This window comes from Acetatifactor aquisgranensis, assembly GCF_943193215.1.
Taxonomy (GTDB): domain Bacteria; phylum Bacillota; class Clostridia; order Lachnospirales; family Lachnospiraceae; genus Acetatifactor; species Acetatifactor aquisgranensis.
On sequence record NZ_CALPDH010000012.1, the window covers coordinates 91,720 to 117,191 of the forward strand.

Consider the following 25,472-nt stretch of genomic DNA (forward strand, 5'->3'; position numbering starts at 1 on the left):
TGAGGAGCTATGGGAGTAAGTCTGATATTTAAGATAGCGGCAGTGGGGATATTGGTGACCATATTGAGCCAGATTTTGAAGCATAGCGGCAGGGAGGAGCATGCCTTTCTGATCAGCCTGGCCGGACTGATACTGGTCCTTACCTGGATAGTGCCCTATATATATGAGCTGTTCCAGACCATCCAGACATTGTTCGCTTTGTAAGTGTGCCCGAAGAGAGGGCATTCTTCCGGGGGTATAAAATTGACTGAGATTGTGAAGATTGGATTTCTGGGGATAGCAGGAGTGCTGCTGGCGATACAGTTCCGGGGGACCAAAGGGGAATATGCCACTTACATCGGACTGGCTGTCAGCATCATCATTTTCTGCTTTTCCATGCGTCAGATGGAGACCATAACGGGGCAGTTCCTGAAAATCAGGACTTACCTGAACGGGTCGGAAAGGTATCTGTCCATCCTGTTCAAAGTTATCGGAATTACATATATCTGTGAATTCAGCGCCGATATCTGCAGGGACGCGGGCTATCAGGCAGTGGCGGGACAGATTGAGGTGCTGGGGAAACTGACCGTGATGTTCGCGGGGCTCCCTATTCTGTTTGCGGTGATTGAACAGATTCAGAGCTTCCTGTGATCTGTGGGGAGGGCATCCGACAGGGATGGCCGAACGGACAGGAGCGCGGAATGAGGGGAGGGGCATATGGAGATGGATTTGAACCTGGTCTGGCAGGATTATGGCCTGGACCAGCTTCAGGAGGGGATACTGCGGCTGTTCCCGGAGAGGAGCCTTGATCTGAACCAGCTTCTGGCCCGGGTGATGTCGGGGGATGTGTTCGGCGCGCTGGCTTCGCTGTTCAAAGACAGCATCACGGATTTTGTCATGCAGCTGGCAGGGATGCGGGATGTGTTCGTGTGGCTCCTGGTACTGGGAATCGTGTCCTCACTGATGACGCATTTCGTGGAGATATTCGACAGGCGCCAGGTGGCGGACATGGGCTTTTACTTTATGTATCTCCTTTTTACCGCGGTGCTGCTGAAATGCTTTTCGCAGGCTGCTGATATCGTCAGGCAGACCGTGGAGAATATCATTCTGTTCATAAAGCTTTTAGTGCCTGCCTATCTGTTGACCGTGGGCATTTCCACCGGATCGGCCACTGCGGGGGCAGCCTACCAGATGATGCTCTTTGCGGTGTATGGAGTGGAGTACATTCTGGAGAGGGGGCTCCTGCCTCTGATATACAGCTACAGCATGCTGTCCGTGGTGAACGGCATCTGGGCAGAGGAGAAGCTGTCCTTTCTGATCGATCTGCTGGGAAAGGCAGTAGGGTGGGTGCTGAAAGGGGCTCTGGGAGCGATAACGGGAATCGGCGTATTCCAGAGGCTGATTACCCCGGTGATGGATTCCGCCAGAAATTCGGCGCTGCAGAAGCTGATATCCGCCATTCCGGGGGTGGGGACCATGGCGGGCGGTGTGATGGAGCTGGTGGTGGGATCCGCCATGGTCATCCGTAACAGCGTGGGTGTGGTGCTGCTCATATTGCTCCTGCTGCTGTGTGCTGTGCCGGTGTTCAAAATCGCGATGATTGCCGGGCTGCTGAAATGCGCGGCGGCTTTCATGGGCATTGTCAGCGACAGGCGGATTACAGCCTGCGTGAATCGGATGGGGGACGCCGTGCTGCTGCTTTTGCGCACTGTGGGGACAGCCGTGCTTCTGTTCATCATAGCTATAGCGGTAGCGGCGGTGTAGATGCGGAGCGGAGGTGAAGAATGCAGAATTCGTTGTTTCAGGCAATCTGCCGCATGGGGATTTTCATGATATGCGCCCAGGCGGTGATACATTTCAGGCCAAAGGAGGTGTATGAGAAATATTTAAAGCTGATGGTCAGCGTCATGGTTCTGATACAGGTGTTTCTGCCTGTTGGGAATTTTCTTCTGGGCGATGGCAGGCAGGACGCCCTGAAGGCTCTGGGGAAGCTGGGACAGGAACTGGAGAAGAGCATGCAGGAGGCCAATGAGGACGCTGCCGCCGCGGACGAACTGCTGGAGAAGATGACGCTGGAGGAAATCCGAAAGCGCCTGGAGGAGCAGGAAGAGGAGAGGGATGAGGAAATCCGGGGCGGGGAGGAGCAGGAGAGGGAGAATCAGAAAGAGGGAGAGCCGGCAAGAGAGGGGCAAAACTCGGGAATATCAGAAATCAGCGTGGGAGACATAGAGCCTGTAGTCATAGACCCCATAGAGCCGGTACAGTCCGGGCAAGGGGGAGAAGACTGATACAATCCAAAAAGAGGCTGTCCGATATGGGGCGGCCATAAAGCGGAACGGAGCCTGGGGGTATCTGAGAATGGCGGAGAGTGACAGAAAGCAATGAGAAGTAATGATAATGAACAGAAATCAATGAGAAAGGCGGGGCAGATATGGGCAGGGACTGGAAGAAGTGGGCGATGGATAAAGGGCTGCAGAAATGGTTCCGCAGAGACAATTTTCTGATTCTTGTCCTGACGGGAATCCTGCTGATTATCATTGCGCTTCCCACGGAGGAGAAAAAAGAGCAGGAAGACTCTCATGTATTGGAAACGGAAAAACAGACAGAAGAAAACAGTAAAACGAATAACCGGGACAGTCAGGAACAGTCCGGCCAGACAGCGGATGCAGATGCGCTCTACGCGGCCCGGATGGAGGAGCGTCTGACCCAGGCCCTTTCCCGGGTGGCAGGCGTAGGAGAAGTGCAGGTCATGATTACGTTAAAAGCTTCCAGCGAGCTGGTAGTGGAGAAAGAACAGCCGGTGCGCCGCAGCTCCACCAACGAAAGCGACGCCATGGGCGGGAACCGCATCGTCAGCGAGGTGACATCCGAGGAGAACGTGATATACAGCTCCGACGGGAGCCTCAGCGAGCCTTATGTGGTAAAGACGCTGCCGCCGCAGATAGAGGGGGTGCTGGTAATCGCCGAGGGCGCTGGGAACGGCACAGTGAGCCGCACTATCGTGGAAATAGCCCAGGCTCTTTTTGATGTGGAGGCCCACAAGGTGAAAGTGGTGCCCATGGAGGAGGCCGCGCCCTGATGTCCGCCTTATACCGCAAACCGCCGGGATTTACAGTGATGCACAGTATAAAATGTGGAAAAGTTTTCCCTGACAGGTGCATATATCTTTTCAAAGGCTCATACAATGAAGTATTAAAACACGAAGAGGGGAATGAAAGTGAAAAGCCTAATCAAGAAAAATCAGCTTATGATAACAGCTCTGGCGATTATGATTGCGATTGCGGGCTATCTGCAATTCGCCGGCAGCGGAATGGAAGAAGAGTACCTTACGACAGATGACAGCAATGTGGTTACAGGAGACGCCAGCCCGGTGGACTCGGAGGGAGTCATAACCGAGAATTACACTTTGGATGGACTGCTGGATTTATCGGAGGAGGATCTGCTGAAAGAGCAGACGGACATCGAGAGTCTGGACACGGACGGAGGCGTCATCGTGGATGACTATCTGGATGCCGGAATGGAGGTAGAGGGCGCGGAAGTGGTGGACGCGGACGGCGCGGCAGAGGGCGAGGTGGCAGGAAACACGCCGGAAGAGGGAGAAATCCCGGGGGAGGCCGTATTCACCTCCACAGCAGGGACAGCGATGCTTTCCGATGCGAAGCTCTTAAAAGAACAGACCAGGGCCAAGAATAAGGAGACGCTGCTGGAGATCATAAACAGCGCAGGCATTTCCGATGAACAGAAACAGGCGGCAGTGGACAGCATGGTAGAGATGACCGCCATCGCGGAGAAAGAGTCCGCGGCGGAGATTCTTCTGGAGGCGAAAGGATTCCAGGATGTGGTAGTCAGCATCAACGGAGATGCGGTGGACGTAGTGGTCAACGCGGCGGCTCTGGACGATGCGATGCGGGCCCAGATTGAAGATATCGTAAAGCGCAAGACTGAGATTCCGGCGGAAAACATCATCATCAGCACCGTGGCACAGTAAAAGGCGCGGCACAGCGCACGGCGTAAAAAAATTGTTTGTTTTACATAACACATGTGGTATACTGGTACTGGAAAAGCCATCGGAGAGGACAGAAGAGACTATGAAAAGGGTATTTTTGATTGTACTGGACAGCTTTGGAATCGGTGAGACGGAGGATGCGGCTTCCTGTGGTGACGTGAATGTCAACACGCTGGGGACCGTGTCCTCCAGCCCGTTCTTTTCCATGACGGCAGGCTCCCTGAATTCTCATGTACGGCCCTGGAATCGCGTCCGAAAACCTGGGCGCCAGGGAGACATTCACGGACATCGGGGCCACTGTGCCGCACTGCTTTGGCATAGAGCCTGCCTTTGCGGGAGCGTCCGTGCTTCCGCCCGGGAGGACGGCTGCGTCACTCCGCCTTAAGCGAATCTGCCGGGAGAAAGGGAATCTGTACGGCAGCAGAGGACGGGCTGCCTGCGGAGGAGGCTTTCCCGGCCTGACGGAACCGACGAAGCCAAGAGAAAGATGAAAAGCAGTATGGAACAAATCGCTGCTATGACATGAAAACGGAGGACAGTAAATAAATGAACGATTATACGGAAGAAATAAACCGCCGCCGCACTTTTGCCATCATCTCCCACCCGGATGCCGGCAAGACCACTCTGACGGAGAAATTCCTGCTCTACGGCGGCGCCATCAACCTGGCGGGCAGCGTCAAGGGAAAGGCTACGGCCAGACACGCGGTCTCCGACTGGATGGAGATAGAGAAGGAGAGAGGTATCTCTGTGACCTCCTCGGTACTGCAGTTCGAGTACGACGGTTACTGCATCAATATATTGGACACGCCCGGGCATCAGGATTTCTCGGAGGATACCTACCGCACTTTGATGGCGGCGGACTCTGCCGTGATGGTGATTGATGCTTCCAAGGGCGTGGAGGCCCAGACCAGGAAGCTGTTCAAGGTCTGCGTCATGCGCAAGATCCCGATATTCACATTTATCAACAAGCTGGACCGGGATGCCAACGATACATTCGATCTGCTGGACGACATCGAGAAAGAGTTAGGAATCGCTACCTGCCCTGTGAACTGGCCTATCGGTTCGGGAAAGGAATTCAAGGGCGTCTACGACAGGGAAAAGAGATGTGTGATTTCCTATTCTGACACGGAGAAAGGGACGAAGGAGGGGACGGCTACGGAAGTGCCCGTGGCGGAGGAGGCGAAGCTGCGGGAGCTGATCGGCGACAATGCGGCGGACAAGCTGCTGGAGGAGATAGACCTTTTGGACGGGGCAGGCGCGGAATTTGACCTGGAAGCGGTGCGGGCAGGCAATCTGACCCCGGTGTGCTTCGGTTCCGCGCTGACGAATTTCGGCGTGGAAATCTTTTTGAAGCACTTCTTGCAGATGACCACCACGCCCCTGGCCAGAAAGGCTGATATCGGTATCATAGAGCCCGCGGAGAATGCGTTCAGCGCTTTCGTGTTCAAGATTCAGGCCAATATGAACAAGGCTCACAGGGACCGCATCGCGTTCATGCGCATCTGTTCCGGCAAATTCGACGCCCAGATGGAAGTGCGGCATGTGCAGGGAGGCAAAGTCATGCGGCTTTCCCAGCCTCAGCAGATCATGGCGGACGACAGGAAGATTTTGAGTGAGGCCTATGCGGGGGATATCATCGGCGTGTTTGACCCCGGTATCTTCTCCATAGGGGACACCCTGTGCAGCCCCAAGGAGAAATTCCGGTATGAGGGCATCCCGACGTTCGCGCCGGAACATTTCGCCAGAGTGCGCCAAATCGACACCATGAAGCGCAAGCAGTTCGTAAAGGGCGTGGAGCAGATTGCCCAGGAGGGCGCCATCCAGATTTTCCAGGAATTCAATACAGGCCTGGAGGAAATCATCGTGGGCGTGGTGGGCGTGCTGCAGTTCGATGTGCTGAAGTACCGGCTTGAGAACGAATATAACGTGGAAATCCGGCTTGAGAACCTGCCCTACGAGCATATCCGCTGGATTGAGAATAAGGACGAGGTGGACATCGAAAAGCTGACGGGCACCTCCGATATGAAAAAGGTAAAGGACATGAAGGGCAACCCGCTTCTTCTGTTCGTGAACGCATGGAGCGTCGGCATGACGCTTGACCGGAATAAAGGACTTGTCCTGGCGGAATTCAGTAAGAATTAAAGCAGGGTGGTCCGTGGTAAAGGAGAGCGGACAGATGAGTAAAAAAGCGCATGGAACAGGGCTTATGTTCCTGGCGGCGATTCTGTGTCTGGCGTGCACAGGCTGCGCGGGGATTGACTTCAGGCACGATGTCCCCAGGGATTACGCCTTGTCGGAGGAGGTCTCCGTGAGCGTTCCCGGGACGGAGGAGCCTCCCATGGAAGAAGAGACTTCCGTGGAAGAAGAGCCGGCCGTGAATTTCCTGATGGAGGAGGCTTACCCCTACGCCTGCGGGAGCCTGAGCGAGACAGAGCAGATCTGGTATCATGACATGGAGCGCATACTGGGGAGCTTCGGAGGGCAGGAGAATCTGAGCGAAGAGGGGCTTGACGCCGGGCTTGACGAGGAGAGCATCGATAAGATCTTCCAATGTGTCCTCAGCGACCATCCGGAGCTGTTCTATGTGGACGGTTATTCCTACACGAAATATTCCAGGGGAGGTGTGATTACTGCCGTGGAGTTTTCCGGCACTTACAATGTGGACCTGGACACTGCCGTGAAGCGGGCGGAGACCATCGGGCTTGCCGCGGAGCAGATACTGGCAGGCATCGGGACAGAGGCCTCGGATTATGAAAAGGTAAAATATGTGTACGACACATTGATCTGTCAGACAGATTATGACCTGAACGCCGAGGACAACCAGAATATCTACTCTGTGTTCGCCAACCACACCTCTGTCTGCCAGGGCTATGCCAAGGCCACCCAGTATCTGCTGAACAGGCTGGGGGTGGAGTGCGCTCTGGTCCTGGGGACGGTGGAGACCGGGGAGGGGCATGCCTGGAACCTGGTGAAAGTGGACGGGAATTATTATTACATGGACACCACATGGGGAGATGTCTCCTACCAGATAGAGGAGAATGCCACAGAAGGAGGCGGGGGATTCTCCATGCCGGAGATCAACTATGACTACCTGAACGTGACTACGGAGGAGCTGCTGCGCACCCATTCCATCGAGAGCGAAGTGCCCATGCCGATATGCGTTGCCATTGAAGCGAATTATTATGTGCGGGAGGGCGCTTATTTTACTTTTTACGACGAGGAGCAGATGGCGGCGCTGTTCCAGGCGGCCATAGACAGCGGCAGGCGGGATGTGACGATCAAATGCGCCGATGCCGCCTGCTACAGTGAAATCGTAGCGGGGCTGATAGACGGACAGGAGATTTTCCGGTATCTGTCGGACGAGGAGGGCAGGATTGCCTATGCGCAGAATGAAAAACAGCTGTCCCTGACATTTTGGGTGACAAATGAGTAGAAAGTGTGGTATACTATACTGTATAACGCTGAATGCTGCCTAATGCAATCATACAATCAAACCAGTCAGCGTTATGCAGTCTGGTTTCATGGCAAGTGAAATCGTTAAGCAGTATATATTTCATATTTGAGATGCTTTTCAGGAGGATATTTTCATGGGAAAAGAAATGGAGAACAGCACAGTGGTATTGAAAGCCGAGGAGAATGTGGGCATGGTGCAGATCGCCGATGACGTGGTGGCGATGATCGCATCTTTGGCGGCCACCGAGGTGGAGGGAATCAGTGCCATGGCAGGGAACATCACCAATGAGCTCATGGGCAGGGTAGGCATGAAGAAGCTGAACAAGGGCGTGAGGGTGGTGGTCACCGGGCGCAATGTGCGTGTGGATCTGGCTGTGATGATGGAGTATGGCTACAGCATTCCGGCTACCTGTCACCATGTGCAGGCGAAAGTGAAGTCGGCGATTGAGAATATGACAGGGCTGAACTGCACGGATGTGAATATCCGCATAGCCGGTGTAAAGATTGCGGCAGTTCATTGACTGTCTGGACGATTAGAAGGAGACGGACGCTGCAGGCTGCATGGAAGAAAATATGGCAGCCGCGCTGACGGGGGGACACAAATGGGACGACATGAGCAAAGAGAGCAGGTTTTCCGGCTTTTATTCCAGGCGGAGTTTCATCCGGCGGAGGACATGCCGAGACAGATGAGGCTGTTCGTGGAGGACAATGAGGCAATCAGCTCTCAGAAAGATGCCGATTATATAGAGACACGCTGTCAGGCTGTCTATCGGGAGATTCCCATGATAGACAAGCTGATTGACGACAATACTGTGGGATGGGATACCAGGCGTATGGGAAAGGTAGAGCTGACGGTATTGCGTCTTGCGGTATATGAGCTGCGCTATGATGACGACATTCCCGCAGGCGTGGCCATAGATGAGGCGGTCGGAATCGCGAAAGAATACGGCCAGGAGAATTCCGGCGGTTTCGTGAACGCGATTCTCGCGAAGATTGTGAAGTTATAAGTGTGAAAAGGTTTTGAATAGTCCATGAAATCGGGTGATTGAGATTCGGAATGTCTATACTGTTGGACAATTGAATTCCTATATCAAAAATATGTTCACGCAGGATTATCTGCTGCAGCGGCTCTTTGTAAAGGGTGAGGTGAGCAACTGTAAGTACCACTCCTCGGGACATATTTATTTTACGTTAAAGGATTCCAAGGGGACCATAAGCTGCGTGATGTTCGCCGGCAGCCGTTCGGGCCTCTCTTTTCGTATGTCCGAAGGGCAGCAGGTGATCGTGGGCGGCACTGTGGACGTATATGAGCGGGACGGGAAGTACCAGCTGTATGCAAAGCAGATTCTGCTGGACGGCAGCGGGCAGCTCTACGAGAGATATGAGATGCTCAAGCGGGAACTGGAGGAATCCGGCATGTTCGCCCCGGAGTACAAGCAGCCTGTCCCCAGATTCATAAAGACGCTGGGAGTAGTGACCGCGGATACCGGCGCGGCAGTCCGGGACATCATCCAGATAGCGGGCAGGAGGAATCCCTATGTGCAGATAGTGCTCTATCCCGCCATCGTCCAGGGGGAAGCGGCCGTGCCCAGCATCGTAAAGGGCATCCGGGCGCTGACAGCCCTTGGGGTGGACGTGATGATCGTGGGCCGGGGCGGCGGCTCCATAGAGGATTTGTGGGCCTTTAACGAGAGGGAGGTGGCCCAGGCGGTGTTCGACTGCCCGGTGCCGATCATCTCGGCAGTAGGCCATGAGACGGACACGACAATCATCGACTTCGTGGCGGATTTGCGGGCGCCCACGCCGTCAGCGGCGGCGGAACTGGCGGTGACGGATATCCGGGAGATCTGCGGGGCGCTGGATTCGGGAAGAGACACCCTGAACCGGCTGATGCAGCGGAGGATTCAGGAAAAGCGCATGCAGATTAGGCAGATGGAGCTGAAACTGAAAGTGGCGAGCCCTGCCAGCCGCATCCGGGAGCGGAAGATGACAGTGATCTCGGCTGAGGAGAGGCTGCAGGAACGGATGAAGCGGCTTCTGGAAAGGCGGCGCCATGAACTGGCAATCTATATCGAACGGATGAAAGGGCTTTCCCCGCTGGAGAAACTGGAGAGCGGCTATTCTTATGTGGAGGATGGCACAGGACGGAATGTTCGTTCGGTAAGGCAGGTGCGGGAGGGCCAGGATGTGGCCATCCGGGTGAAGGATGGGCGGATTCAGGCGAGAGTCACCAGGATTCTGCCTTTGTCCGGACAGACGGGAGAGTTATGTTGAAGAAGCTTGGCAGCGGATGGAATATCGCCATGGCATCTCTGGGATTGCGGCGGTAGCAGTCGCGGAGAGACCATTGTCAGGAGGCAGCCTGTGAAAGGGCAGGACGAGGAGAGGAAGAATGGCAGAGGAGAAGAGACAGCCCGGTCTGGAGGAGAATTTCGCCAGACTGGAAGAGCTGATTGGACAACTGGACAGGGACGACATTCCGCTGGAGGAGGCGTTCAAGGCCTACAGCGAGGGGATGACGGTTCTGAAGCAGTGCAACGACCAGATAGACAAAGTGGAGAAGCAGGTGCTCAGGCTTAACGAAGAGGGGCAGTTGGAGGAATTCGGCAATGGACGCATCAGTATTTGAAAAGAGACTGCAGCAAGAGACGGCATACGCGGAGCGGGTGCTGCGGGAGCATCTGCCAAAGGAAGAGGGGCTTCAGGAGAAAATCATGGAGGCCATGAACTATAGCCTGCTTGCAGGCGGCAAGCGCCTGCGCCCAATCCTGATGCGGGAGACTTACCGCATGTGCGGCGGGGAGGATGGCCGTGCCATCGAGCGCTTCATGGCGGCCATCGAGATGATTCATACCTACTCTCTGGTACACGACGATTTGCCGGCCATGGACAATGACCGTTACCGCAGGGGGAAAGAGACCACCTGGTACGTCTATGGGGAGACCATGGGCATCCTGGCCGGGGACGGTCTGCTGAACTACGCCTTTGAGACGGCAATCCGGGCGTTTCAGGAGACCGGGACGGAGGGAACGGAGGAGAGTGTTCCTGACAGCGAAAGGCTTGTACGGCTGGAACGGGCTTCCGCAGCTTTTTCCGTGCTTGCACGGAAAGCCGGGATTTACGGCATGATCGGCGGACAGGTGGTGGATGTCATGGCCCAGGAAGAAATGAGCCAGACCAATCTTCTCTTCATTCATGCCCACAAGACCGCGGCCCTGATACAGGCGGCCATGATGGCGGGCGCGATACTGGCGGGGGCGGACAGGGAACAGGTGGCCGCCATCGAGAAATGTGCCTACAACATAGGCATCGCATTCCAGATACAGGACGACATCCTGGATGTGATTGGGGACAGCGAGGAACTGGGCAAGGCCACCGGCAGCGATGCCGCGAACCGGAAAGAAACCTACGTGACCCGGAAAGGCCTGGAGCAGGCAAAAGCGGACGTGGAGGCACTGTCCCGGGAGGCGGCCGGGATTCTGGACGGTTTTACAGGCGAGCATGAGTTCCTGAAGCAGCTGATTCTGACATTGATACACAGAAGAAAATAGTGGGGGCGCGGTTATGTTGCTGGAGACCATAGGACAGGCGAATGACATCAAGAAAATAAAAAAGGAAGATTTGGGCAGTCTGGCACAGGAAATCAGAGAGTTCCTGATACAGACCATCAGCGTCACGGGAGGGCATCTGGGTGCGAATCTGGGAGCCGTGGAGCTGACCATGGCCCTGCATCTTTGCCTGAATCTGCCGGAGGACAAGATTATCTGGGATGTGGGGCATCAGTCCTACACCCATAAAATCCTCACCGGACGGAAAGGCGAATTCAAGACTCTGCGCCAGTTCCATGGCTTAAGCGGTTTTCCAAAGAGAAAAGAAAGTCCTTGCGACGTCTTTGACACAGGGCACAGCTCCACCTCCCTCTCCGCGGGACTGGGATTTGTGAAAGCCCGGGAGATTACAGGCGGCAGCGAGACCATCGTATCGGTCATCGGGGACGGTTCCCTGACCGGGGGCATGGCCTATGAGGCCCTGAACAATGCCGCCAAGCTGGAGACGAATTTCATCATCATTCTCAACGACAACAACATGTCCATCTCCGAAAATGTGGGGGGCATGTCAAAATATCTGAACAGCATCCGCACGGCTTCCGGCTATCTGGATCTGAAAAAAGGAATCTACAATGCCCTCCAGGGCACCAAGAGGGGAGACAGCACCATCAGCCGGATCCGCAGGGCCAAGAGCAGCTTCAAGCAGCTGGTAATCCCCGGCATGATGTTCGAGGACATGGGCATTACTTATCTGGGGCCTGTGGACGGTCATGACATCAACGCCATGGTGGCTACTATACAGGCGGCCAAGCGGGTGGAAGGTCCCGTGATGATTCATGTGCTGACGGAGAAAGGCAGAGGATACAGGCCCGCAGAGCGCCATCCCGCCAGATTTCACGGCACGGAGCCTTTCGACATCGAGACCGGCATTCCCTCCCACCCCAGGACGGTGGCCAACTATACAGACATTTTTTCCACAGTGATGTGCAAGCTGGGACAGCGGGATGAGAAAATCGTGGCCATCACGGCCGCCATGCCGGATGGAACAGGACTGAAGCGGTTCCATAATATGTACCCGGATCGTTTTTTTGACGTTGGTATCGCGGAACAGCATGCGGTGACTTTTGCCGCGGGGCTGGCGGCGGGAGGCATGAAGCCCATCGTGGCAGTGTACTCCTCTTTCCTGCAGAGGGCCTACGACCAGATTTTACATGATGTCTGCCTGCAGAATCTGCCGGTGGTATTTGCCATAGACAGGGCCGGGCTTGTGGGCAGCGATGGGGAGACCCATCAGGGTGTCTTCGATTTCACATATCTTTCCGGTATTCCGAATATGCATATCTGTGCCCCGAAGAACAAATGGGAGCTGTCCGATATGCTGAAATTCGCGGTGGCTCTGGGCGCGCCGGTGGCAGTCCGCTACCCCAGAGGGACGGCTTACGCGGGACTGAAAGAATACAGGGAGCCTGTAAGATTAGGAAAGGCAGAGTGGATTTATAAAGAGCGGGAGATTGCGCTGTTAGCGGTGGGCAGCATGGTGAAGACCGCCGAGACCGTGCGGGACATGTTGAAAGAAAAGGGGCATCAGGTAAGCCTGATCAATGCCAGATTCGTGAAGCCCATTGATGAGGAGGCAGTGCGTGAAGCCTGTAAGAATCATGACCTGATTGTCACCATGGAGGAGAACATGGCCTGCGGAGGCTTCGGGGAGAAAGTGCTGGCGTACATGAATGAAAACGGTCTGGAGAATCGGTTCCTTCGGATTGCGATTCCCGATGAATTCGTGGAGCATGGCAATGTGGAGCTGCTGAAGCGGCAGATTGGCATAGACGCGGAGAGCATTGTGGCGAAAATTTCCCGGGAAATCGGCGAGGCGTTGAAAGACAGATGAAAGAACGATTGGATGTCATACTGGTAAAGCGGGGATATGCAGCGTCCAGAGAGAAAGCCAGAGCCGTTATCATGTCCGGCAATGTCTATGTGAACGGGCAGAAAGAGGACAAGGCGGGGACTTTTTTTGATGAGGCGCGCATTTCCCTGGAGGTGCGGGAGAGCGCTCTGCGGTATGTGAGCCGGGGCGGGCTGAAGCTGGAAAAGGCCATGGACACATGGGACTTTTCCCTGGAGGAAAAGGTGTGTATGGACATCGGAGCCTCCACCGGCGGATTTACGGACTGCATGCTGCAGAAAGGGGCTGCCAAAGTATACGCCGTGGACGTAGGGCATGGGCAGCTGGCCTGGAAACTGCGAAATGACGAGAGGGTTGTCTGCATGGAGCAGACGAATTTCCGATATATGTTGCCGGAGGATATCGGAGAGCCGCTGGATTTTGCCAGCGCGGATGTCTCCTTTATCTCTCTGACAAAGATACTGATTCCCGCCAGAAATCTGCTGATGGCCGGCGGGGAGATGGTCTGCCTGGTCAAGCCTCAGTTTGAGGCCGGCAGGGAAAAGGTGGGCAAGAAAGGCGTGGTCAGGGAGCCGTCCGTCCATAAGGAGGTTATCCGGAAAATCGTGGATTTTGCGGGGCTGATTGGATTTTGCGTGCTGCATCTGGATTATTCTCCGGTCAGAGGGCCGGAGGGGAATATCGAATATCTTCTGCACCTTAGAAAAAAGGAGGAGCCCTCTGAAGCCGTGCGGGAACTGTCCGAGCACGAGGCGGAGGAACAGCTGAAAGCGGTGCTTGAAAGCGGCGTGGGGTTATCGCGCCTGCCGCAGTGGGAGAGCCTGATAGGGGAGACGGTGGCCGCGTCCCATGCGCGCCTGTAAAAGTTACGGACTTGTATGTCGTCGTATGCCCCGGGAGGGCCGGCGAATGAAAGGGTTGCGCGCATGAAGCATTTTCTGATTTATACGAACCGACATAAAGACAGAGATTTGGTCACTACGAAGCGTATCTGTGATTTCCTGAAGTTAAAGGGAAAGCGCACCACCATCATGGCGGACGGACAGGACGAAGAGCCGCGGGGGACGGAGGGAACACAGATGTCCTCAAAAGATACCAGGAGCCTGCCGGAGACCGCTCAGGATGTTCCCACAGACGCGGACTGCATGATTGTGCTGGGCGGGGACGGTACGGTGCTGCAGGCCGCCAGGCTGACCAAGAGGCTGCGAATCCCCATCATCGGCGTGAATCTGGGTACGTTGGGGTACATGACCGAGGTGGAGGTCATGAATCTGGAGGAGTCGCTGGAGCGGCTGACAGCGGGGGACTACGTGCAGGAGAGCCGCATGATGCTGGGCGGCAGGGTGATATTCGCGGACGGAGGTCAGACGGAGAGCTGGGCCCTGAACGATATCGTCATATCCCGCAGCGGCCCCCTGCAGATTATCAAATTCAATATCTTCGTGAACGGACAGTTCCTGAACGATTACAGCGCGGACGGTATGATCGTGACCACGCCCACCGGCTCTACGGGATATAATCTTTCCGCGGGCGGGCCCCTGGTGGAGCCCAGGGCCAGACTGATTATGCTGACCCCTATCTGCCCTCATTCCCTGAATCAGAGGAGCATCATCCTTTCCCCGGAGGATGTCATCGAGATTGAGATACCGAAGCGCAGGGAAGGCGGGATTCAGACTGTGGAGGCCAATTTTGACGGCAGCCATGTGATACCCCTGCGTACAGGGGACAAGCTGCGGATTGTCAGGTCTGAGGAGACCACGGAGTTCCTGAAGCTGAATCAGGTCAGCTTTCTGGATGTGCTTCACAGGAAAATGAAAGAATAGTGATGTGAAAAGATTCCGTGGAGAGCAGGAGATTTGAAAGACAAAGAGTAAGAAGGGACAGGAAATGAAAGTAAGCAGGCAGGAGAGAATGATTGAGATCATTCGGAAATATGAGGTTGGGACCCAGGAGGAGCTGGCGGAGAGGCTGCGGGAAGCGGGCTTTTCCGTGACCCAGGCCACGGTATCCAGGGATATCCGGGAGCTGAAACTGTCCAAGGTGCCTACGGCGGAGGGGGGACAGAAATATGTGGTGCTGGAGCAGGAGGAGGGACAGCAGGGAGACCGCTTCATCCGAGTCCTGCGGGACGCCTTTTCCTCCATGGAGGCGGCGCAGAATCTTCTGGTGGTCAGGACCGTGTCCGGCATGGCCATGGCGGCGGCGGCAGCATTGGATGCCCTGAAATTCCCGGAGGTGGTGGGCTGCATCGCCGGGGATGACACCATATTCGTGGCGACACACACATTGGAGGAGGCCAGGGCGCTGATGGATAAAATAGAATCCGTCACGGCATAAGGCATTTGGTTTTGAAATTACTTGACAGGCAGATGTGTCGGAGAGGGCAAATCCGGCGGGGCGAAGCTTACGGTTTGGGAAGGCCGGGGGCGGAGCAGGCGCCGAATGCCTGAGAGGAGAAAGAAAATGCTGACAAGTTTACATGTGAAGAATCTGGCGCTGATGGAAGAGACAGAGGTAGAGTTCGGACGGGGCCTGAATATCCTGACCGGAGAGACCGGCGCGGGCAAGTCCCTGCTGATTGGGAGCGTGAACCTGGCTCTTGGAGGGAAATTCGAGAGGGATATGCTCAGGAAAGGGGCGGAGAGCGCTCTGGTGGAACTGGTCTTCACGGGAGACGAGCGGGTGAAAGAAAAGCTTACCGAGCTGGAACTGGAGCAATCCGAAGACGGAAGCGTAATCATCAGCAGGAAAATGAGCATCGGAAAAAATGTCTATCGGATAAACGGCGAGACCGTTACCGCAAAGCAGGTAAAGGAACTGGCGGAACTTCTGATTGATATCCACGGCCAGCACGAGCATCAGTCCCTGCTGCACAGGAAAAAGCACATGGAGATTCTGGACGCCTACTGCGGCGCGAAGTTTAAGAAAGAGGCGGAGGCCGTGGAAAGCGCTTACAGGGAGTGCCGTGACCTTGAGAGGGCCCTGGAGGAAGAAGCCATGGACGAGGATGCCAAAGAGAGGGAACAGGCTCTGGCGGAATTCGAGCTGCAGGAAATCGAGCAGGCCCGTCTGATACCTGGCGAGGACGAGGAACTGGAGCAGCGCTACCGCCTCATGGTGAACAGTAAAAAGATAGTCGAAAATCTGTCTGAAAGCTATCGATACACCGGTAATGACTCCGAGAACGGAGCCGGAGGAGCGCTGAGCCGGGCCCTGCGGTCGCTGCGCAATGTGTCGGGTCTGGACAGCCGCCTGGAGGAGCTGGAGGGACAGCTGTCGGAAATCGACAACCTGCTGGCCGACTATAACAGGGATCTGGCGGAATATATGGACGACTGCGAATTCGACGATGAGGATTACGCCGCAGTGGAGGAGCGCCTGAACCAGCTCAACCACCTAAAGGAAAAATACGGAGGCACCATAGAGGCGGTGATTGCCTATGGGGAAGAAAGACAGAAGCTTCTGGACAAGCTTGGGGATTATGACGCATATATGCAGCAGCTGGGTGACCAGCTGGCAGCGGCCAGGGCGCGGCTTGAGGAAGCCTGCGGCAGGCTTTCCTCTATCCGCGGGAAAAATGCCGCCGTACTGACCAGGCAGCTGAAAGAGGCGCTGGTGCATCTGAATTTCGCCGCGGTAGAATTTGAAATCGCCGTAGAGCGGGCCAGGACGATTACTGCAAAGGGCTGGGACGATGTGGAATTCCTGATTTCCACCAATCCCGGCGAGGGGCTGAAAGCCTTGAGCCAGGTAGCCAGCGGCGGCGAACTGTCCCGCATCATGCTGGCAATCAAGACCGTTCTGGCCGGCAGGGACGATATCGATACGCTGATTTTCGACGAAATCGACACAGGCATCAGCGGCCGGACGGCCTGGCGGGTCTCCGAACAGCTGGACACAGTGGCCCGTGCCCATCAGGTGCTCTGCATCACCCATCTGCCCCAGATAGCGGCCATGGCCGACAGGCATTTCGTCATTGAAAAAAGCAGCACCGAGGACAATACCATCACGGATATCCGGATGCTGAAAGAGGAGGAGAGCCTGGGAGAGCTGGCAAGGCTTCTGGGCAGCGACACCCTGACTCCGGCCGCCCTGTCCAACGCGAAGGAGATGCGTCTTCAGGCTGCCGCCCACAAGACAGAATCCCATTAAAAATTCCAAAAGCTGTCGGAATGAAAAGCATAAAAATCTCACATACTATACACGAAAAAGGACTCCTGGAGGGTCTTTTTTTGTGGGCGGAAACGGCGATTTATACTGCTTAACGATTTCACTTGCCGTGAAACCAGACTGCATAATGCTGACTGGTTCAATCGCATGATTACATGAGGCAGTATTCAGCGTTATGCAGTATAAGATGGGAGCAAGCGGATATGGGACGGCAGCAGGATATGGGGAACATACAGAATATAGAGGATATCAGAAAAAGAGCGGCGCAGCATAGAAAGTCAGGAGCAGAGCAGGAGGAGAGCATCAAAAGGAAAGCGGGCCAGGACATGGTAGTCCTGCTCCAGAACTGGAAAGAGAGGCTCAGACGTTACAGAATCTACCGTTTTATCTTAAGCCTGTCATTGGCAGCAAGCTGCACGGCGCTGGTGGCCATGCTTTACTATCAGATTGACAGCAGCATCCCCTCCGTCATCAATGTGCGGGCCGGGGAAGAGGAATCGCTGCATCTGGGTGTGCCGGCCAGAGGGGAGATTATCAGCGTCAGCGACCAGGGGACCAGCAATATCCCCCAGGGAGCAGTGGACATAGATTTAAGCAAGACTTTTACCTTAAAGACCGCGCTGGAATCCGATTACCAGATGCAGGTGAAGCTCTTTGGCTTCATCACCTTAAAAAATGTGGAAATCCAGGTCATTGAGGACCAGGAACTGATCCCCGTAGGCGCGCCTATCGGCATCTATGTGAAGACTGACGGCGTGCTTGTAGTAGGGACCGGGGAATTCCAGGGGCCGGACGGCGTCAGCTGCTCCCCCGGGAAATACATCCTAAAATCAGGCGACTATGTGCGCAGGGTAAACGGCGAAACGGTGACGGAGAAAGACGATTTCATACAGCGCATGAAAGACAGCGGCGGAAAACCTGTGATTCTGACCATCGAGCGGGACGGCGAGCTCATGGACGTGGAGATTACGCCTGCCCGGGACATAAACGGTGAGTACAAAATCGGTGTCTGGGTGCGGGACAACGCCCAGGGCGTGGGCACCATGACTTACATCGACAACAAGGGCAATTTCGGCGCTTTGGGCCATGGCATCACGGACGTGGACACCAGTACCCTCATGCACATGGAGGGAGGCACCCTCTACCAGACGGATATCGTGGACATCCACAAGGGCTCTTCGGGAAATCCCGGCGAGATGACAGGCATGATCATCTACTCCGACGACCGCATCCTGGGCGAAATCACGAACAACAGCAACCGGGGGATTTTCGGCATCTGCAACCAGAAAGCGCTGGAAATGGGGGTCAGGGAGCCTCTCCCCATCGGCCTGAAGCAGGAGATTGAGACCGGGACGGCCCAGATTCTGTGCACTGTGGATGGAGTGACCAGGTATTATGATATAGAGATTACGGCACTCCGCCTGGACCATGACAATGTGAACAGGGGGATAGAGCTTACAGTGACGGATCCGGATTTGCTGGCAGTTACCGGAGGGATTGTGCAGGGGATGAGCGGGAGCCCGATTATACAGAATGGGAAGTTCATCGGGGCCGTGACCCATGTGCTGGTGCAGGATTCCAGGAAAGGGTATGGAATCTTTATTGAGAATATGCTGGAGCATCCGTAAGTCTTCCGTGCGTTCTTATGGCTCTTTCTATCTATATAGGAAGATAGCAGAACGCAACGGCATGATCCGCGCCCTGAGGGAAGCCCTTCCCGCCTGCTGGACGGAGTATTTTACCCTGGCCTGTTACATGGTCTATGCAGGAGATCCGCTGATGTACTGCGAGGACTGGCTGAAGGACACGGAATCCTATCCGGTTGGCTCCCTGTCATCCCAGCGTATCAGCGAACTGCTGCTTTCCCTGCCGGCACAGGGAAGAGAGGAATTCTACGGCAGCTGGCATGCCGCCCATAATGACTTATGAGGCATTTGATGTTGAACTGCTAACCGAGTAAGGCTGTTGTTATAATTTTACCGGGATTTTAGGCAAGGTGTAACGCCCCTCCTCAATCCATCAGGGCTTTACACCTTGCTCTATGTCTCCTGTTTATCCAGCTCCCGGTCTGCTTTTGGTCTGTGTCCGTGCTGCCGGATGCCATCCCTCTGTCAATCCGTTTTATACCGTTCTTGATGACCTCTTTTGCCTTTTCCGTGTTGTCCGTCTCCAGCAGGGGCAGAATGGAATCCAGCAAAATACATAGCTCCGGATTGCCCATATCCTCACCTCTTTCTTAAGCGCTGTCTGCAAGTATCTGGTACTTCTGATCATAACATTCCCTTCATGATGTTCAAAGCCATACCGCCTCTATCGTTGATTTCTGTACTGGAATTTGTTATAATAAGCTCCAAACGGACTGCAGCCCTTCCGCCAGCATCTTCAGGCCAATGAGAGAACACCGGAAAGGAACCAAATGCACGACAGGGATAAAATATACTTCCACAATTTCCTCACAGGGATGCGCACAGGCAAAGACATCACCCTGGAACAGCTAAGCCTGGGCCTGTGCACCCCGGCCATGCTCAGCCTCATAGAGGCGGACAAGCGGCAGCCGGACAAGCTGACCCGCGACCGCCTGACAGAGCGGCTGGGCTTCGAGAACGACGGCTTCGAGGACTTCCTGCAGCCGGACGAATATGAACAGTGGCAGAATCAGGACAGGCTGCTGCGGGCCGTGGACGCAGGGGACATACCGGAGGCGGAGCGGCTGTTGGAGCTGCTGGAACAGGAAACGAGTGAAGACAGCATTGTCTTTCTCCAGTTTGTCCTGACCATGCGGGCACAGCTGATGCAGTACAAAGAAGCCTCCCGGGAAGAGCTGCGGGAAACCTTCGGGAGGGCCATGTCCCTCACCGTGCCGGACGTCGCGTCAGGGACATGGGCCGGGCGCCTCCTGGCCGCCCAGGAGTGGAACCTGCTGCTGGAATACATCCGCCTGGGTGGGGACGCAGGGCCTGTCACGGGCACGGATCCTTCCGCCGCTTATACGGCCCGGGCACTGGAAAAGCTGCTGGACGCACTGCGCGGCTCCTCCATGGACAGCTACAGCTATGCCAAGGTGTACCCCAAGGCGGCGTATTTCCTGTGCCTGGAGCTCATGAAGGCTCCCCTGGACATCGCCCTCTGCCGCAGGATACTGCGGATATCCGCGCAAGCCCTGGAGACCCTGCGCTCCTGCCACCGGATGTATTGGCTCTACGAGCTGCTGGAGCTCATGGAGCGCGTCCTGGGCATCTTCGCAGGCTTCACTCAGCCCGGGCCAAAGGAACCCGCCCCGGTCTCCTTCGAACAGGTCTGGAATCAGCTCGGGGGAACCGCGGCAAAGCCCCAGTCTCCGGCGGGCGCTGCGGCGGGCGGCCCGGAACGTCCCGAAGCCTGGACGCTGCCGGAGGATCCTGAGAGCCTGGCGCTGCTGACCGCCCAGATCAGGGAATGGCGCATGCTCCTGGCAGAGCTATATCAGGCGTACGGCATACCGATGAACACGGAGAACTGCTGCTACCTGTACAGCCAGACCCAGAACTACCGCATCGGCGATGTAATCAGGAAGCGGCGAAAGATGCTGGGCCTGTCGGTGCGGGAGCTGTGCGAGGGCATCTGCAGCGAGAAGACCCTGAGAAGGCTGGAAAACAATAAAACGAGGAGCCAGCGGGCCGTCTGGAGCGAATTGTTCTGCCGACTGGGGCTGTCGCCGGAGTACCAGCGGGAAAGCGTCGTCACAGGGCAGCGAGATGTGCTTCTCCTGTATCGCGCATCGGGAGACGCATTGAACAATCACGACACCGAGGAGACCCAGAGGCTGTTGGAGCAACTGAAAGACCTGCTCCCCATGGACGTCCTAATCAACAGGCAGGAACTGGAGCGCAAGGACTGTCTGAACAAGCTACAGAAGAAAGAGATTACTGCCGAAGAATGCGTCATCAGGCTCAAAAAGGCGTTGCAGTACACTATTCCACTGGAAAGCATCAAGATGGCGAAGGACGGCCCTGACATCTATCTGACCTGCGCAGAGTTGGGATGTGTATACAATATCGCAATGAAATCCAGGGATGAAGCAGAAGAGTTCAATTTAGACCTGCTCCAGAGCGTCACCAGACAGTGCATCCCCGAGGACAGCATCCATACGTTTATCAACATGTACGAACTGATTATGACCGGCGTGGCAAGCCGCCTGGGAGATGCTGGCGAATACGAAAAATCTACGGAAATCAGCGAAAAGGTAATGAAAGAATGCCTCTTGGCACGAAGGCTGGGCACGCTTGATGGCTGCCTGTATAACAGGCTTTGGAATCAAATAGAGGCTGCAAAAAAAGTGACTTCTGCAATCCCGATTACTCTAATTGATCGGGAACTACAGAAGTGCATCCATCTCGCAAGATTTTGTAAAGAAACATTTTATGAAGCCTTCTATATTCAACAAGCTACAGAATTGATTCATCCATAATTATCTTCTTTATTTTCTCCTTCCGGTTTATTGCTCAGCGGCTCACATCCATGCCCGCCCCCAGGCTCCTCCTTATTTTTCACTTCAGGAGGTTCCAGCGGGTACGGATTCGGTATCGTCGGCCCGGATAGCGAAAGCAGCAGCAATAGCTTTTTTAGACCTGTTTTTCATATTGGTCATCCCCCTTTCAGTTGTCTTCGTCAGAAGCGAGACTTGACTACAATTATACCAATGTCAGCAATCGCCAGCAAGGGACAGAGTTGTTAAAAAAAGTCCGGGATTTTTTAACAACTCTGTCCCTTGTGAATTAACTGCAAGCCGTGCTATTGTAATGAAAGCGACTTTTAAAAAATGCGCAAGAATCTCAAATTGGAAAGGAATCGAAGTTTATGAAAAATGAGTTAAAAAGAGCTTTGCTGAAAAAAACAAATATCATTCTTATTCTTGTTGTTTTTAGCCTGATGTTTATAAATGCTTACTTTGATGGCTGGAAAACTGCTCTGACAGCGGAATCTGCTCAGGACATTTTGAATGCTGAGGACGCTATCTATTATAAAAAATATTTCGGCAATATTTACAGGGTATGGAAAAGTTCATATTACATGGTTCAGGCATTAGCGCCCTTGATACTTGTCGCTCCGTATTTGAATTCCTTTTTATCAGAGAAGGCAAATCGTTTCAGATTCTTTTGCGTTAGCCGAAAAGGAAATTTTAAGTATGTTATGCAAAAAACACTTGCCATTGCACTGTCAGGCACCATTATTTTAGCATCTGCCGAGGGGCTTTTTGCGTTTTTCTCCGGGTTATTGACGCAGAAGGATACGTCTGTAGAATTCATGCAGCAAATAGTATCTTTTCAAGAGAGTCACTTTATGAGTAATCCCATGTCATATTTTGCCTTAATATATATCTCACATATTATATACTATTTTTGCTTTACGATTTTTGCTGTGGGAATAACCTCATTTTTGAAAAACAGAATAGCTGTCATTGCGGCTCCCTTTATCGTAGTAGGAGTGTTGGATATGGCATTGCCAATAACATTGCAGCCAAATGTGGTGATGCAGCCATATTCTCAAACATTTAGCCTTAATGGGTATGGTATATTGATCAGCATGTATGTTATTACGGGTCTTATCTTATTGACATTATCAGAATCATCCTATCAAAAAAGAGGCAATTAGATCATGAAGTGTTCAGGTTTTATAAAATATAAGCTCAAATTAATTTATACATCCCCTTTGGCATATTTCATGCTAGCTCTTCAAGTTTCTTTTTTGATTATTTATATATGTGCCAATAAAATTACAACTGTTTCTGATTATACTCATATTTTTAAAACTGACTTCTTTTTATGGATCATCTTTATCCCCCTTTTGGTGGTCCAGCATAAAGTGAGCGTTTATTCGACATATTACAATTGCCTTTCCAGAATTCATTGTAGAAAAAGAATGGTTGTTGTTGACTTTTTATCATTGGCGATTTCCACTTGTATCTCTGCCTGTATAGTATTATCTATACCGCTATGCTTTTTTATCATTAAGACAAAGACATTCGCCGGCCAGGAACTGTTTGCAAGCTTTTTCTTTTTGTCAATACGGTATATTTTGCTCGGATTGCTTGTCCAGTATATAATATATTCTATTATGTATGCATTTCCGAAGCTCCAGCAAAAAGGAGGAAGCATCTGCCTTTTCCCCTTTCTTCTTTTTTTTGCATTCACAGCTCCCATGGAGTTCCTGTCAGCAAAAGGAGATTATATTCCTGTTTTAGACTTCTCGGCTGGCAAAAATTATTCCTTTATTGTTGATGATATCGTACTGTGGGATTCTATCATTTTTTACAATATTCATTTGATAGGGTACCTGATATTTTATATCTGGCTGACGATAGATTGCTTGTCTAAAAAATGGGAGTTTTTAGAAAATGAAAGTGTTTCCACTCTTTAAAATAATTGCGAAAGAATTTAAAAAGGATATCTTTATTTCAATTTTCCTTTTGGTTTTAGCAGACTTTATCTATGTAAATTTTACCGGAGTCCACCTTAACAGGGAAAGTGGCCTTATACTTTGGCAGGGCGGAAACGATACCTATTTATTCAATCTGAGCACTGTTATATTAAAGATTTTAAATATCTCGATAGTTTTTATCACTGTAGGCAAAATCATAGATAAACTATCAAGCGATATAATGGTATATATTTTAGCCAGAATAACCAATTATAATAAATTGATATGCGCGTATACCATAGTCGTAATCATGTTAGGGGAATCAGGTCTTACCATCTCCCACATTATATATTATTGTTTTGTTGGATTTTATTTTGAGCAGGCCACGGCATGCCTTTTATACTTACTAATGGATGCTTTAGGATTTTGTGGAATGATAATCATATACATAATATTGAGCAATTGCTATTTAGTAGAAAACAGCTACCTATATATTATTGCTATTTATATATTGAACACAGTTTTACCAGTACCAATTTTACTTGCAATGTCAACAGTGAGATTTTTAATTCTCAAAAGCCAAATTCCAATAATACTGCTTTTACTGTTAGTCGCAGGCATGGATTTCATTCTAATATTTTTGTATTATAAGCTAATCAAGAGAAGGAGGATAAATGTATGTTAAGAACAAAAAATTTATCAAAAAGATTTAAGGGGAATGTAGTTTTAAATAATGTCAATTTAGAATTGCATTTTGGCAATATTTATGGATTTATAGGCGCCAATGGTTCAGGGAAATCCGTATTTTTCAAAACCATCTGCGGATTCCTGAAAGCCGATAGAGGCACTATAACTATAGACGACAGGGTAATCGGAAAGGACATTGATTTTTTACCGGATTTAGGCGTTCTCATAGAAAAACCTGGATTTATAGAAAACTATACACAATTTGAGAATTTAAGATACCTGGCACAGATAAACAAAATAATTGACGACAACGATATAATAGCCGCATTAAAAGTAGTCGGATTGAATCCTGACAATAAGGAAAAAGTAAAAAACTTTTCATTAGGCATGCGCCAAAGGCTTGCCATTGCTCAGGCAATTATGGAAGACCAAAAAATCATTATTTTAGATGAGCCATTTAACGGCTTAGATAAGCAAGGTGTAGCACGGATAAAACGATTGCTCTTAAAATTAAAATCTCCAGACAGGCTTATATTGCTCACAAGCCATATTTCGGGTGATATCGAGGAACTCTCGGATTACATTTTTGAGTTTAGCGCAGGTAAAATCGTTCCTATGTCTCTATAGAAAGATAAGCTGGAGGAATAGGCTTTCCATCAACAGCAAGCCGTGTTATAATAGCAGTGCATGTTTCGACCGTGCACTGCATTGTTATATATCCCTGAGGGAAGCCCTTCCCGCCTGCTGGACGGAGTATTTTACCCTGGCCTGTTACATGGTCTCTGCAGGAGATCCGCTGATGTACTGCGAGGACTGGCTGAAGGACACGGAATCCTATCTGGTTGGCTCCCTGTCATCCCAGCGTATCAGCGAACTGCTGCTTTCCCTGCCGGCACAGGGAAGAGAGGCATTCTACGGCAGCTGGTATGCCGCCCGTAATGACGTGGAATACCTGGCACTCGACATCACGTCCGAGTCCTCTTATTCAGAACTGATCGAGGATGCGGAATGGGGCTGCAACCGCGACCATGAGCAGCTCCCTCAGGCCAACCTCTGCATGATGGTCGGCGAAACCAGCAGGCTGCCCGTCAATAACAAATAAAGAAGTCCAGAATCTGCTGAATGTGAAGGATTCCCGTGCATTGAAGGTTTTAAAGGAAATGGTCGAGGCCGGAATACTGAAAAAAGAAGGGAAATTGAGGGGAAGCTATTAAGCGGGAGCCCAATCATACAGAATGGGAAGTTCATCGGGGCCGTGACTCATGTGCTGGTGTAGGATTCACGGAAAGGGTATGGGATTTTTATTGTCTGTATAATGGGGTTA

General features: G+C 52.6%; 27 protein-coding genes and 2 pseudogenes. 27 read left to right on the plus strand and 2 right to left on the minus strand.

The genetic code is table 11. The features are described 5' to 3' along the window. Positions 1-9 precede the first annotated feature (9 nt). The 21 genes and pseudogenes from spoIIIAC to NFS35_RS12105 all read left to right on the plus strand — a co-directional run bounded on the left by spoIIIAC (position 10) and on the right by NFS35_RS12105 (position 18,994). Positions 10-204, plus strand: coding sequence for a stage III sporulation protein AC (spoIIIAC, locus tag NFS35_RS12005; RefSeq protein ID WP_103238941.1), 195 nt, complete (start codon positions 10-12; stop codon positions 202-204). 39 nt (positions 205-243) lie between these two features. Next, a complete protein-coding gene (locus NFS35_RS12010; RefSeq protein WP_251207366.1) occupies positions 244-630 on the plus strand; it encodes a SpoIIIAC/SpoIIIAD family protein in 387 nt (128 codons plus the stop codon). A 66-nt stretch (positions 631-696) separates the two neighbouring features. Further along, positions 697-1,743: a stage III sporulation protein AE gene (locus NFS35_RS12015; RefSeq protein ID WP_251207367.1), complete on the plus strand. Its 1,047-nt coding sequence runs from the start codon at positions 697-699 to the stop codon at positions 1,741-1,743. A 20-nt stretch (positions 1,744-1,763) separates the two neighbouring features. Continuing rightward, positions 1,764-2,267: a stage III sporulation protein AF gene (locus NFS35_RS12020; protein ID WP_251207368.1), complete on the plus strand. Its 504-nt coding sequence runs from the start codon at positions 1,764-1,766 to the stop codon at positions 2,265-2,267. Between the two features lie 143 nt (positions 2,268-2,410). Then, positions 2,411-3,058 carry a stage III sporulation protein AG gene (spoIIIAG, locus tag NFS35_RS12025; protein WP_251207369.1) on the plus strand — a complete coding sequence of 216 codons (648 nt, stop codon included), beginning with the start codon at positions 2,411-2,413 and terminating at the stop codon, positions 3,056-3,058. Positions 3,059-3,196: 138 nt separating this feature from the next. Beyond that, positions 3,197-3,967, plus strand: a complete 771-nt coding sequence (locus NFS35_RS12030; protein ID WP_251207370.1) for a SpoIIIAH-like family protein — start codon at positions 3,197-3,199, stop codon at positions 3,965-3,967. 100 nt (positions 3,968-4,067) lie between these two features. Next, positions 4,068-4,193, plus strand: a pseudogene (locus tag NFS35_RS29680) (phosphopentomutase); the annotation flags it as partial. 338 nt (positions 4,194-4,531) lie between these two features. Beyond that, positions 4,532-6,127, plus strand: a complete 1,596-nt coding sequence (locus NFS35_RS12040) for a peptide chain release factor 3 (protein ID WP_251207371.1) — start codon at positions 4,532-4,534, stop codon at positions 6,125-6,127. A gap of 34 nt (positions 6,128-6,161) precedes the next feature. Continuing rightward, positions 6,162-7,418: a transglutaminase domain-containing protein gene (locus NFS35_RS12045; protein ID WP_251207372.1), complete on the plus strand. Its 1,257-nt coding sequence runs from the start codon at positions 6,162-6,164 to the stop codon at positions 7,416-7,418. 154 nt (positions 7,419-7,572) lie between these two features. Beyond that, on the plus strand, positions 7,573-7,959 hold the full coding sequence (locus NFS35_RS12050) for an Asp23/Gls24 family envelope stress response protein (protein WP_251207373.1): 387 nt from the start codon (positions 7,573-7,575) through the stop codon (positions 7,957-7,959). An 81-nt stretch (positions 7,960-8,040) separates the two neighbouring features. Next, entirely contained in the window at positions 8,041-8,445 is a 405-nt protein-coding gene (gene nusB, locus NFS35_RS12055) for a transcription antitermination factor NusB (RefSeq protein WP_251207374.1), read from the plus strand. Positions 8,446-8,488: 43 nt separating this feature from the next. Next, complete coding sequence (xseA, locus tag NFS35_RS12060; protein ID WP_251207440.1) at positions 8,489-9,712, plus strand: exodeoxyribonuclease VII large subunit; 1,224 nt, start codon at positions 8,489-8,491, stop codon at positions 9,710-9,712. A 118-nt stretch (positions 9,713-9,830) separates the two neighbouring features. After that, on the plus strand, positions 9,831-10,067 hold the full coding sequence (gene xseB, locus NFS35_RS12065) for an exodeoxyribonuclease VII small subunit (RefSeq protein ID WP_251207375.1): 237 nt from the start codon (positions 9,831-9,833) through the stop codon (positions 10,065-10,067). After that, the gene (locus NFS35_RS12070; protein WP_251207376.1) at positions 10,048-10,989 is read left to right on the plus strand and encodes a polyprenyl synthetase family protein; all 942 of its coding nucleotides are present in this window, start codon (positions 10,048-10,050) and stop codon (positions 10,987-10,989) included. The genes xseB and NFS35_RS12070 overlap by 20 nt, the downstream gene beginning before the upstream one ends. A 13-nt stretch (positions 10,990-11,002) precedes the next feature. Further along, a complete protein-coding gene (dxs, locus tag NFS35_RS12075) occupies positions 11,003-12,877 on the plus strand; it encodes a 1-deoxy-D-xylulose-5-phosphate synthase (RefSeq protein WP_251207377.1) in 1,875 nt (624 codons plus the stop codon). Continuing rightward, positions 12,874-13,758 carry a TlyA family RNA methyltransferase gene (locus NFS35_RS12080; RefSeq protein WP_251207378.1) on the plus strand — a complete coding sequence of 295 codons (885 nt, stop codon included), beginning with the start codon at positions 12,874-12,876 and terminating at the stop codon, positions 13,756-13,758. Before dxs ends, NFS35_RS12080 begins: the two co-directional genes overlap by 4 nt. Positions 13,759-13,821: 63 nt before the next feature. After that, positions 13,822-14,718 carry an NAD(+)/NADH kinase gene (locus NFS35_RS12085; protein WP_251207379.1) on the plus strand — a complete coding sequence of 299 codons (897 nt, stop codon included), beginning with the start codon at positions 13,822-13,824 and terminating at the stop codon, positions 14,716-14,718. Between the two features lie 64 nt (positions 14,719-14,782). Beyond that, entirely contained in the window at positions 14,783-15,232 is a 450-nt protein-coding gene (argR, locus tag NFS35_RS12090; protein WP_251207380.1) for an arginine repressor, read from the plus strand. Positions 15,233-15,358: 126 nt separating this feature from the next. Beyond that, positions 15,359-17,047, plus strand: coding sequence for a DNA repair protein RecN (gene recN / locus NFS35_RS12095; RefSeq protein WP_251207381.1), 1,689 nt, complete (start codon positions 15,359-15,361; stop codon positions 17,045-17,047). Positions 17,048-17,268: 221 nt separating this feature from the next. Continuing rightward, positions 17,269-18,693, plus strand: a complete 1,425-nt coding sequence (spoIVB, locus tag NFS35_RS12100; protein ID WP_251207382.1) for a SpoIVB peptidase — start codon at positions 17,269-17,271, stop codon at positions 18,691-18,693. Beyond that, a complete protein-coding gene (locus tag NFS35_RS12105) occupies positions 18,656-18,994 on the plus strand; it encodes a hypothetical protein (RefSeq protein WP_251207383.1) in 339 nt (112 codons plus the stop codon). The genes spoIVB and NFS35_RS12105 overlap by 38 nt, the downstream gene beginning before the upstream one ends. An 82-nt stretch (positions 18,995-19,076) precedes the next feature. Here the strand turns inward: NFS35_RS12105 and NFS35_RS12110 are convergent, their stop codons facing one another. Beyond that, the gene (locus NFS35_RS12110) at positions 19,077-19,286 is read right to left on the minus strand and encodes a hypothetical protein (RefSeq protein WP_251207384.1); all 210 of its coding nucleotides are present in this window, start codon (positions 19,284-19,286) and stop codon (positions 19,077-19,079) included. Positions 19,287-19,481: 195 nt separating this feature from the next. Here NFS35_RS12110 and NFS35_RS12115 point away from each other — a divergent pair, with 195 nt between their 5' ends. Both NFS35_RS12115 and NFS35_RS12120 read left to right on the plus strand, forming a co-directional pair. Beyond that, positions 19,482-21,512 carry a helix-turn-helix domain-containing protein gene (locus NFS35_RS12115; protein WP_251207385.1) on the plus strand — a complete coding sequence of 677 codons (2,031 nt, stop codon included), beginning with the start codon at positions 19,482-19,484 and terminating at the stop codon, positions 21,510-21,512. A gap of 389 nt (positions 21,513-21,901) precedes the next feature. After that, positions 21,902-22,696, plus strand: coding sequence for a hypothetical protein (locus tag NFS35_RS12120; protein ID WP_251207386.1), 795 nt, complete (start codon positions 21,902-21,904; stop codon positions 22,694-22,696). Positions 22,697-22,947: 251 nt separating this feature from the next. Here the strand turns inward: NFS35_RS12120 and NFS35_RS12125 are convergent, their stop codons facing one another. Beyond that, positions 22,948-23,244, minus strand: coding sequence for a hypothetical protein (locus NFS35_RS12125; RefSeq protein WP_251207387.1), 297 nt, complete (start codon positions 23,242-23,244; stop codon positions 22,948-22,950). Positions 23,245-23,438: 194 nt separating this feature from the next. Here NFS35_RS12125 and NFS35_RS12130 point away from each other — a divergent pair, with 194 nt between their 5' ends. The 4 genes and pseudogenes from NFS35_RS12130 to NFS35_RS29685 all read left to right on the plus strand — a co-directional run. Continuing rightward, the gene (locus NFS35_RS12130) at positions 23,439-24,146 is read left to right on the plus strand and encodes a hypothetical protein (RefSeq protein WP_251207388.1); all 708 of its coding nucleotides are present in this window, start codon (positions 23,439-23,441) and stop codon (positions 24,144-24,146) included. Next, positions 24,140-24,775, plus strand: coding sequence for an ATP-binding cassette domain-containing protein (locus NFS35_RS12135; protein WP_251207389.1), 636 nt, complete (start codon positions 24,140-24,142; stop codon positions 24,773-24,775). Before NFS35_RS12130 ends, NFS35_RS12135 begins: the two co-directional genes overlap by 7 nt. Before the next feature lie 172 nt (positions 24,776-24,947). Further along, entirely contained in the window at positions 24,948-25,250 is a 303-nt protein-coding gene (locus NFS35_RS12140) for a hypothetical protein (protein ID WP_251207390.1), read from the plus strand. A 108-nt stretch (positions 25,251-25,358) separates the two neighbouring features. Beyond that, positions 25,359-25,424: pseudogene (locus NFS35_RS29685) on the plus strand (SpoIVB peptidase S55 domain-containing protein); the annotation flags it as partial. Between the last annotated feature and the right edge of the window lie 48 nt (positions 25,425-25,472).

What these genes read in the sequence shown, in the direction of transcription:
- NFS35_RS12070 (WP_251207376.1), top strand. Translation starts at nt 10,048, where the DNA reads ATGGACGCATCAGTATTTGAAAAGAGACTGCAGCAAGAGACGGCATAC.
- xseB (WP_251207375.1), top strand. Translation starts at nt 9,831, where the DNA reads ATGGCAGAGGAGAAGAGACAGCCCGGTCTGGAGGAGAATTTCGCCAGA.
- NFS35_RS12015 (WP_251207367.1), top strand. Translation starts at nt 697, where the DNA reads ATGGAGATGGATTTGAACCTGGTCTGGCAGGATTATGGCCTGGACCAG.
- NFS35_RS12080 (WP_251207378.1), top strand. Translation starts at nt 12,874, where the DNA reads ATGAAAGAACGATTGGATGTCATACTGGTAAAGCGGGGATATGCAGCG.
- NFS35_RS12125 (WP_251207387.1), bottom strand. Translation starts at nt 23,244, where the DNA reads ATGGGAGCTGTGAATGCAAAAAAAAGAAGAAAGGGGAAAAGGCAGATG.
- recN (WP_251207381.1), top strand. Translation starts at nt 15,359, where the DNA reads ATGCTGACAAGTTTACATGTGAAGAATCTGGCGCTGATGGAAGAGACA.
- NFS35_RS12105 (WP_251207383.1), top strand. Translation starts at nt 18,656, where the DNA reads ATGGAATCTTTATTGAGAATATGCTGGAGCATCCGTAAGTCTTCCGTG.
- spoIIIAC (WP_103238941.1), top strand. Translation starts at nt 10, where the DNA reads ATGGGAGTAAGTCTGATATTTAAGATAGCGGCAGTGGGGATATTGGTG.
- NFS35_RS12050 (WP_251207373.1), top strand. Translation starts at nt 7,573, where the DNA reads ATGGGAAAAGAAATGGAGAACAGCACAGTGGTATTGAAAGCCGAGGAG.
- NFS35_RS12045 (WP_251207372.1), top strand. Translation starts at nt 6,162, where the DNA reads ATGAGTAAAAAAGCGCATGGAACAGGGCTTATGTTCCTGGCGGCGATT.
- NFS35_RS12115 (WP_251207385.1), top strand. Translation starts at nt 19,482, where the DNA reads ATGCACGACAGGGATAAAATATACTTCCACAATTTCCTCACAGGGATG.
- spoIIIAG (WP_251207369.1), top strand. Translation starts at nt 2,411, where the DNA reads ATGGGCAGGGACTGGAAGAAGTGGGCGATGGATAAAGGGCTGCAGAAA.
- dxs (WP_251207377.1), top strand. Translation starts at nt 11,003, where the DNA reads ATGTTGCTGGAGACCATAGGACAGGCGAATGACATCAAGAAAATAAAA.
- NFS35_RS12020 (WP_251207368.1), top strand. Translation starts at nt 1,764, where the DNA reads ATGCAGAATTCGTTGTTTCAGGCAATCTGCCGCATGGGGATTTTCATG.
- NFS35_RS12135 (WP_251207389.1), top strand. Translation starts at nt 24,140, where the DNA reads ATGTTAAGAACAAAAAATTTATCAAAAAGATTTAAGGGGAATGTAGTT.
- argR (WP_251207380.1), top strand. Translation starts at nt 14,783, where the DNA reads ATGAAAGTAAGCAGGCAGGAGAGAATGATTGAGATCATTCGGAAATAT.
- NFS35_RS12140 (WP_251207390.1), top strand. Translation starts at nt 24,948, where the DNA reads ATGTACTGCGAGGACTGGCTGAAGGACACGGAATCCTATCTGGTTGGC.
- NFS35_RS12085 (WP_251207379.1), top strand. Translation starts at nt 13,822, where the DNA reads ATGAAGCATTTTCTGATTTATACGAACCGACATAAAGACAGAGATTTG.
- nusB (WP_251207374.1), top strand. Translation starts at nt 8,041, where the DNA reads ATGGGACGACATGAGCAAAGAGAGCAGGTTTTCCGGCTTTTATTCCAG.
- NFS35_RS12130 (WP_251207388.1), top strand. Translation starts at nt 23,439, where the DNA reads ATGAAAGTGTTTCCACTCTTTAAAATAATTGCGAAAGAATTTAAAAAG.
- NFS35_RS12040 (WP_251207371.1), top strand. Translation starts at nt 4,532, where the DNA reads ATGAACGATTATACGGAAGAAATAAACCGCCGCCGCACTTTTGCCATC.
- spoIVB (WP_251207382.1), top strand. Translation starts at nt 17,269, where the DNA reads ATGGGACGGCAGCAGGATATGGGGAACATACAGAATATAGAGGATATC.
- NFS35_RS12110 (WP_251207384.1), bottom strand. Translation starts at nt 19,286, where the DNA reads ATGGGCAATCCGGAGCTATGTATTTTGCTGGATTCCATTCTGCCCCTG.
- NFS35_RS12120 (WP_251207386.1), top strand. Translation starts at nt 21,902, where the DNA reads ATGAAAAATGAGTTAAAAAGAGCTTTGCTGAAAAAAACAAATATCATT.